Consider the following 7,344-nt stretch of genomic DNA (forward strand, 5'->3'; position numbering starts at 1 on the left):
GTGTCACAGGTAAGTATTTGTTTATTGTCTGAAGCAGGCGCCGATCCCGGCGCCTTATCTATTCTGGCGGAGCGCTGGGGATTGGTGTCTGACGAGCAGGCCATTATGGCGCTGGTGCTGACCCCTGAGCGCCTTGAGTTGCGCAAGCGAGATGAACCAAAACTCGGCGGCATTTATGTTGATTTCGTCTCCGGCACACTGGCCCATCGCCGCAAATTTGGTGGCGGGCGGGGTGAAGCGGTCGCCAAAGCGGTCGGCATCAAAAAAGGTTATATTCCGCGTGTGGTTGATGCTACCGCAGGTTTGGGGCGCGATGCTTTTGTACTGGCGGCGCTAGGCTGCCAGGTGCAAATGCTGGAACGTAATCCGGTGGTGGCGGCCTTGCTAGATGATGGTTTGCGCCGTGGGTATCAGGATGCTGAAATTGGCCCTTGGTTGCGTGAGCGTTTGACGCTGCTACATGCCTCCAGTCTAACGGCGTTGGCGACAATTGAGCCGCGGCCGGAAGTAGTGTATCTCGACCCAATGTACCCGCATCGGCAGAAAAGTGCGCTGGTCAAAAAGGAGATGCGGGTATTTCAATCGCTGGTGGGCGCTGATGAAGATGCCGATGGCTTACTGGCACCCGCCCGTGCGCTGGCGACCAGGCGGGTGGTGGTTAAGCGCCCGGACTATGCCGAGCCGCTGGCAGGAATAGCTGCGCAGGCGGCGGTCACCACCAAGAGCCACCGTTTTGATCTCTATTTACCTTAGGGTTTTCCTTGGAATAACAGGCTGTGACACCTGCGCATCAACAGCCTGCTATATAGGGTCAGGCTATTAGCTGTGGTGCGCAAATAAAATCATGAGTGGACAGTTGATGCTTACCCGCTACTTTGATCACCATATCCGTCTTATCGGTATAATCAAAATTAATCATTAAGTAAGTGATATCACTCACCGAACCATAAAATTGCGCAATTTCCGTACGATAATGGCGATTAGTTGTCGATCTAAATGATTCAACCAGCATAATGTCACCATTCGCCAGATTTGATAAATCGATTTTATCGAGACCAGACTCGAAATCATATATTGTATCCGCAGCATTTAGAGTCGAATCATTTATGTCACGATAGCTAAATATATCTCGCCCTTTTCCGCCCCATAGATGATCTGCACCTACGCCACCAGACAGAGTATTATCAGCATCGTTGCCAATTAATGTGTCATTGCCACTACCGCCGATAGCATTCTCTATTACCACATCGGCAGCAATAGAGATATTCGCCGTTAAGCCACCGACATCAGAAAAACTGAGTTCATCAAGATTAATATTTTGATCTTCGGTATAACCGGAGAAGTCAAAGGTATCTTTTCCACCGGCATCCCAAACACAGAATATTAACTTATCTGCGGAAGTCTTGGCCGTAAGAAAATCTCTATCGCTATTGGAGTTAAAACCATAAACGGTATTATCTGTGCGGGTGCTTAAATTCGGCCCATAAAGATGTTGGGCAGCGCTAATATCATATAATTGCGGTGCGGACAGATAGTTATCACTATAATTAGCACCTGATGCTTGCTCTGATTGGTAGCTCATGACGCTAACCTGCTGTGTGTATTGCTGATTTTCAGGCGAATTTTCTAAGTCGTGGGTGTGTTTTAGGCCAAGAACATGACCGACCTCGTGAATGAGCACATGAGCACCAAAATTGAATTTTCCTGGTGCTCTATTATAACTGTCAATATAATTTGTTTTTATTAAGCTAATTTTACCGGAGTTGGGATATTGACCGTAACCAGTGCCGATATTATTGCGATTGAAATTTAAGAATATAACATTGCCACCAAGACCTCTTGGTGCCTCAGAGAATGAGATGTCAGCCACATCAGACCAAGCCTGCATTGCTTTTTTTGCCTGAGAAATCTGTGATTGATTAAATAAAAATACATCGCCAAAAAACTCATTATCAATAAGGCCTGATGTGATGGCGGGAGTGAATGAATAACTTAAATGAAGGTTGGAGTTATATCCCAGTGCATTATTCCAAGTGTACTCTGTGACTATCTTTTGTGATATATCTTTCTTTATTTTATTCTTGTGTTGCATGTGTAATTTCTTATTAATTATATTGTTATGTCTATTGCGGGAATACATGATAACCACCTTATAAATAATATGGAAATGCATTACTATATACATTGACTTTGATTGCTATATTAGCAATAGGCGATAATTTTAAAATAAGGATAATCTTAAATTAATAGCGTAATTATTATATGTAAAATTAAAAATAATAATGCAGATGAATACCCCATACTCTTTATTTATGTCGTTATAAAGAGTATGGGGGGAGTGATATCTTATTTACAGCACGCCTTGGGCCAACATGGCATCCGCTACTTTGACAAAACCAGCAATGTTCGCGCCATGTACATAGTGGGTTTGCTTGCCGTCGCCGCCATATTCAACACAGGAGTGATGAATATCCAGCATGATGTGATGCAACCGAACGTCTACTTTTTCTGATTTCCAGCTTAAGCGTGCCGCATTTTGCGCCATCTCCAAACCAGATGTGGCAACACCCCCCGCATTGGCGGCTTTGCCCGGTGCGAAGAGGACACCAGCTTCCAGGAAAGCATCGGTGGCCTGAATAGTTGTCGGCATATTCGCGCCTTCGGCCACAGCTTTCACGCCATTAGCAATCAGCTGACGTGCAGCCGGCAGGTCCAGTTCATTCTGTGTCGCACAAGGTAAGGCGATATCAACCGGTATACTCCATGGCTGTTGATCCGCCAGATAAACCAGATTACGTTCGCGGGCATAGTCTTCAATTCGGCCATAACGTTTGTTTTTAATTTCAGCCAAATGAGCCAGTTTTTCCGGTGTGAAGCCCGCTTCATCAACCACTGTGCCGCCTGAATCAGAGGCCGTAATGACTCTGGCACCTAGCTCCATGGCTTTTTCAATGGTGTATTGCGCCACGTTTCCGGCACCGGAAACTGACACTCTTCGACCTTCAAAACCTAAACCGTGGCGTTTTAACATGGCGTCGGTGAAATAGACCAAACCATAGCCGGTCGCTTCCGGGCGAATCAGGCTACCGCCGAAGGACAACCCTTTACCGGTGAAGACACAAGCGGTGTTATTCGACAGCTTTTTCATCATACCGGACATAAACGCCACTTCACGGCCACCGACGCCAATATCACCTGCCGGAACATCTGTATCCGGGCCAAGGTGGCGATACAGCTCAGTCATCAGCGCCTGACAAAAACGCATGACTTCTGCCTGACTTTTCCCTTTCGGATTAAAATCAGAGCCGCCTTTACCGCCACCCATGGGCAAGGTTGTCAGGGCATTTTTGAAGGTTTGCTCAAAACCAAGGAATTTAAGAATTGATAAGTTGACTGATGGGTGAAAGCGCATTCCACCCTTATAAGGACCAATCGCTGAGCTAAACTGAACACGCCAGGCACGGTTAACTTGTACCTTACCCTGATCGTCACTCCAGGCCACTCGGAATTGAATCACCCGTTCTGGCTCGACTAAACGCTCTAGTAGGCTTTGTTCACGGTAATGTGGGTTTTGCTCCAGAAAGGGCCAAAGCGAGGTGAAGACTTCACGCACGGCTTGGAGATATTCTGGTTGGTTAGCATCTCGTTTTTGTAACGACTCTAAAAATGACTCCAGAGAGATTAAATCATTCATTACTAATCATTCCTTGTACCAATTAAGACTCTCCCGACAATTATTTCTAACTATTATTTTTATAAAAATAGTAGGGAGACGATGTTGTGCATCATCGACTATATCATTGGTTTATATTCATACAGCAAGGGATTTTGAGAAAAAGTTAGCAGGGTTATCAATGAGTGACGATGGGGGTGATACCATCAAGAGCACAATAAAAAACGCCCGCGAAAGGCGGGCGTTAGTGGTGACAACGTTAAGCTAGATTGAATGAACGCTTAATCATCTTCGCCATTTTCGTCATCGCGCAGAGGCACGATTAGCATATCGACATGCACGGTGTTGATCAGTTGACGCGCTGAAGACATTAACTTACTCCAGAAGTCCTGATGATGGCCGCATAATACCAAGTCCATATCATATTTCTTAATGGCATCAACCAGTACTTGACCCAAGTCGCCGCTACCACTCAGGGTTTGCTCAATCGGGTAGCCCGCATTCTGCGAAAGTTCAGTTAGTGCATTGTGTGTTTCTTCCGAGATGCGCTTTTGCATATCGCCAAGATTAACGTCGATCAGACCGGTATAGAGATCTGAGTAGTTAACATCGACATGGATCAGGGAAACTTTGGCATTGTACGGTTTGGCCATAGAGACCGCTTTTTCCACCAACACCTTGCTTTCCGGAGATAGGTCAACCGCAATCAGAATGTGTTTGTAAGCCATAAGTAAACTCCTTCCATAATGTTAATTAATGGGTAAGCAAACATTCAACCTGTTGAACGGGTGCTAACGCGATATCGACATAGTAGCATTATGACCCCTAACTGAAGTGTTTCACGGATCACAACACACTGTTTTGACGATGATCACTAAAGTAACCCTATGTCGTTTTACATCTATTTGTGCCGAGGTGTAACTCAATTCTGCCGTTTATAGCCTAGGTACATTATCCAGTCACTCGAATTTAAAGCAGATCATTATCTTAAGTATAGCGCTGATAAAACATCCCAATGAACGGAATTTCATATTTGTGATGCAAATATAATTGAGCAAAAGCAGCAGTCAAGTTTATTTAATTCAGTTAAGTGAGATTAATGTTTGAGCGGTTTTTGTATGAATTTAACGCGCTTACCAGCAAGTAAGATTCGCCTTAAGTTAATGCTAATCGATACTTAATAAAGGCCAAAGCGGCATAATTTAGAGATTATCAGGCTATTTTCCATTTCGTTTCCTACACTCATAAAGGGAGTCCTACACGTTCGGATGTTGTGTCGAGCGAATAACAGGTCGAACCACCATGAGAAAGCGAACGATAGGGGGTGGTTTTTTAGGCCCTGGGGGTGTTTGTATCGGCTAGAGTGAGCGATGACGCAAAGGTTCAGGTCACTGATCCAATGTGTGAGATATCGCTGGGAGGATGGTTATGATCAGTACCGTCGCGCTTTTTTGGGCTTTGTGTGTGGTATGTGTGATTAATATGGCACGTTATTATTCATCACTGCGTGCTTTGTTGGTGGTATTACGTGGCTGCGACCCGTTGCTGTATCAATATGTTGATGGCGGTGGATTTTTTACCTCCCACGGCCAGCCGAGCAAGCAGATTAGATTAGTAGGTTACATTTTTACTCAACGCTATCTTGATCATCATGATCCAGAGTTTATCCGCCGCTGCGAGCGGTTACGTGGGCAATTTATACTGACCAGTGCATTGTGTGGTTTAGTCGTGGTGAGTTTGATGGGGTTAATCTTGTGGTATTAGTATCAATAATGGGCAGAGCACTATTTAAAAAGGCGACCTGTGAAGGCCGCCTTTTCGTTTATTGCCACCGTTCAGTACACTGTACCGCCCGGCATTATCATCGTGCAGCACGTAGACACACGGTGATAGTAAAACGTTTCGCTGGGTTAAATAAACTTCAATGCGACCCAGTACAACCCGCCGGAAAGAAGAATAGAGATGGGCAGGGTTAATACCCATGCCAACATAATGTTCTTAACCGTCTTACTCTGCACACCTCCGCCATCGACCAACATGGTCCCGGCAACCGCTGAAGAGAGCACTTGAGTTGTCGATACTGGCATACCGGTATAACTTGCAATCCCGATGGAAACCGCCGCAGTCATCTGGGCAGAAACCCCTTGCGCGTAGGTCATGCCTTTCTTACCGATTTTTTCACCGATGGTCACAGCAACACGTTTCCAGCCAATCATGGTCCCCAAAGAGAGGGCCAGAGCGACGGCAACGATAATCCAGGTCGGTGCGTATTCCACAGTTTCCAACAAATCAGTACGTAGATTGTTGAGGAAACGGCGGTCTTCGGCACTGGTTTCTGGCAGCTTGGCAACAGTCCCTGCGGTTTCTGCAACACACATCAGCAAGCGACGCATATGGCTACGTTGATCAACCGTCAGGTCGTCATAGCTTTGCAGATTAGCCAGCAGCACCTGTGCATGATCAATGGCTATCATGGCGCGTGAGCTATCACAGTGGAACTGTGCAGGTGTATTCGGCAAGGTCTCTGGTGTCGGCACCAGTGGTTTCAGCGCGACGGCATGAGGCAATACCTCAACATGTTGCTGATAATATTGTTGCAGATGAGTCACTGCATCGCGGGTGCGGGCAATATCATAACCGGTTGCATTCATATTCACGACAAAGCCAGCCGGAGCCACACCGATTAATACCAGCATGATCAAGCCAATCCCTTTCTGACCATCGTTAGCGCCATGAGAGAAACTCACGCCGATAGCCGATATTATCAGTGCAGTACGAGTCCAGAATGGCGGTTTACGTTTACCGTCTTTCTTTTCACGTTCAGCGGGTGTCAGGTGAATACGTTGTTGCTTCTTGGTTCCGTTCCAATAACGACGTAGCAGGAACACCATCAAGCCGGCAATAACCAAACCCACAATTGGGGATAAGATTAATGACAGGAAGATTTGAATCATCTTAGGAACGTTCAGCGCATCGACAATGGATGTACTGGTCATTAATGCATTGGTTAAACCAATACCGATGATCGCACCAATCAGCGTATGAGAACTGGAGGCTGGGATACCGAAGTACCAGGTGCCCAAATTCCAGATAATCGCCGCCAGTAGCATGGAGAAGACCATAGCCAACCCATGTGCCGAACTGACGTTTAACAGCAGATCAGTAGGCAATAAGTGAACAATGGCGTAAGCCACGCTCAAACCGCCCAGCATCACGCCGAGGAAGTTAAACACCCCTGCCATCACAACAGCAACCTGTGAACGCATGGCACGGGTATAGATTACGGTCGCAACCGCATTGGCTGTATCATGAAAACCATTAATGGCTTCGTAAAACAGCACGAACATCAAAGCAAGAACTAACATTAGGCCGGTATGGAAATCCAGGCCAGCGAAAAGATGTAGCATAAGCGTTACGCCAGTTTGTGGACATGAACGCGGCGCATTATCAGTGACAATGGGGGGTGGGGAAAAGGAAAATATGACCTTTTTTTGACATGACCGCAGACGAACTGCTCTTTTTGGACAACATATGTATGTTATATCAGCAGGTTACTTAATTTTACCGTATGAGACATTTTCTTACTATAGCGATCTTTCGGTGAGCGACTTACAATCCCCCGCCGCTAATTTGTCGGTTGAATGCCCTAAATAAGATAATAAGCAGGTAAA

General features: G+C 46.0%; 6 protein-coding genes. 2 read left to right on the top strand and 4 right to left on the bottom strand.

Annotated features, from left to right (window positions below; all coding sequences use genetic code 11):
- A complete protein-coding gene (gene rsmJ / locus AACW11_RS19905) occupies nucleotides 1–753 on the top strand; it encodes a 16S rRNA (guanine(1516)-N(2))-methyltransferase RsmJ (RefSeq protein WP_212585295.1) in 753 nt (250 codons plus the stop codon).
- 58 nt (nucleotides 754–811) lie between these two features.
- Here the strand turns inward: rsmJ and AACW11_RS19910 are convergent, their stop codons facing one another.
- The 3 genes from AACW11_RS19910 to uspA form a co-directional block, all read right to left on the bottom strand.
- Entirely contained in the window at nucleotides 812–2,149 is a 1,338-nt protein-coding gene (locus tag AACW11_RS19910; protein WP_212585303.1) for a M10 family metallopeptidase C-terminal domain-containing protein, read from the bottom strand.
- A 201-nt stretch (nucleotides 2,150–2,350) separates the two neighbouring features.
- A complete protein-coding gene (gene gdhA / locus AACW11_RS19915) occupies nucleotides 2,351–3,694 on the bottom strand; it encodes an NADP-specific glutamate dehydrogenase (protein ID WP_212585296.1) in 1,344 nt (447 codons plus the stop codon).
- A 260-nt stretch (nucleotides 3,695–3,954) separates the two neighbouring features.
- Nucleotides 3,955–4,401 (bottom strand): universal stress protein UspA, encoded by a 447-nt coding sequence (uspA, locus tag AACW11_RS19920; RefSeq protein ID WP_004874931.1) that lies wholly within the window; start codon nucleotides 4,399–4,401, stop codon nucleotides 3,955–3,957.
- Between the two features lie 700 nt (nucleotides 4,402–5,101).
- Between uspA and uspB the strand changes: the two genes are divergently transcribed.
- Nucleotides 5,102–5,437, top strand: coding sequence for a universal stress protein UspB (gene uspB, locus AACW11_RS19925; protein WP_005273532.1), 336 nt, complete (start codon nucleotides 5,102–5,104; stop codon nucleotides 5,435–5,437).
- Between the two features lie 146 nt (nucleotides 5,438–5,583).
- Here the strand turns inward: uspB and pitA are convergent, their stop codons facing one another.
- Nucleotides 5,584–7,080 (bottom strand): inorganic phosphate transporter PitA, encoded by a 1,497-nt coding sequence (pitA, locus tag AACW11_RS19930; protein WP_212585297.1) that lies wholly within the window; start codon nucleotides 7,078–7,080, stop codon nucleotides 5,584–5,586.
- Nucleotides 7,081–7,344 lie beyond the last annotated feature (264 nt).

This window comes from Yersinia sp. Marseille-Q3913 (assembly GCF_963892745.1).
GTDB classification, from domain to species: Bacteria; Pseudomonadota; Gammaproteobacteria; order Enterobacterales; family Enterobacteriaceae; genus Yersinia; species Yersinia bercovieri.

What these genes read in the sequence shown, in the direction of transcription:
- uspA (WP_004874931.1), bottom strand. Translation starts at nt 4,401, where the DNA reads ATGGCTTACAAACACATTCTGATTGCGGTTGACCTATCTCCGGAAAGC.
- uspB (WP_005273532.1), top strand. Translation starts at nt 5,102, where the DNA reads ATGATCAGTACCGTCGCGCTTTTTTGGGCTTTGTGTGTGGTATGTGTG.
- pitA (WP_212585297.1), bottom strand. Translation starts at nt 7,080, where the DNA reads ATGCTACATCTTTTCGCTGGCCTGGATTTCCATACCGGCCTAATGTTA.
- gdhA (WP_212585296.1), bottom strand. Translation starts at nt 3,694, where the DNA reads ATGAATGATTTAATCTCTCTGGAGTCATTTTTAGAGTCGTTACAAAAA.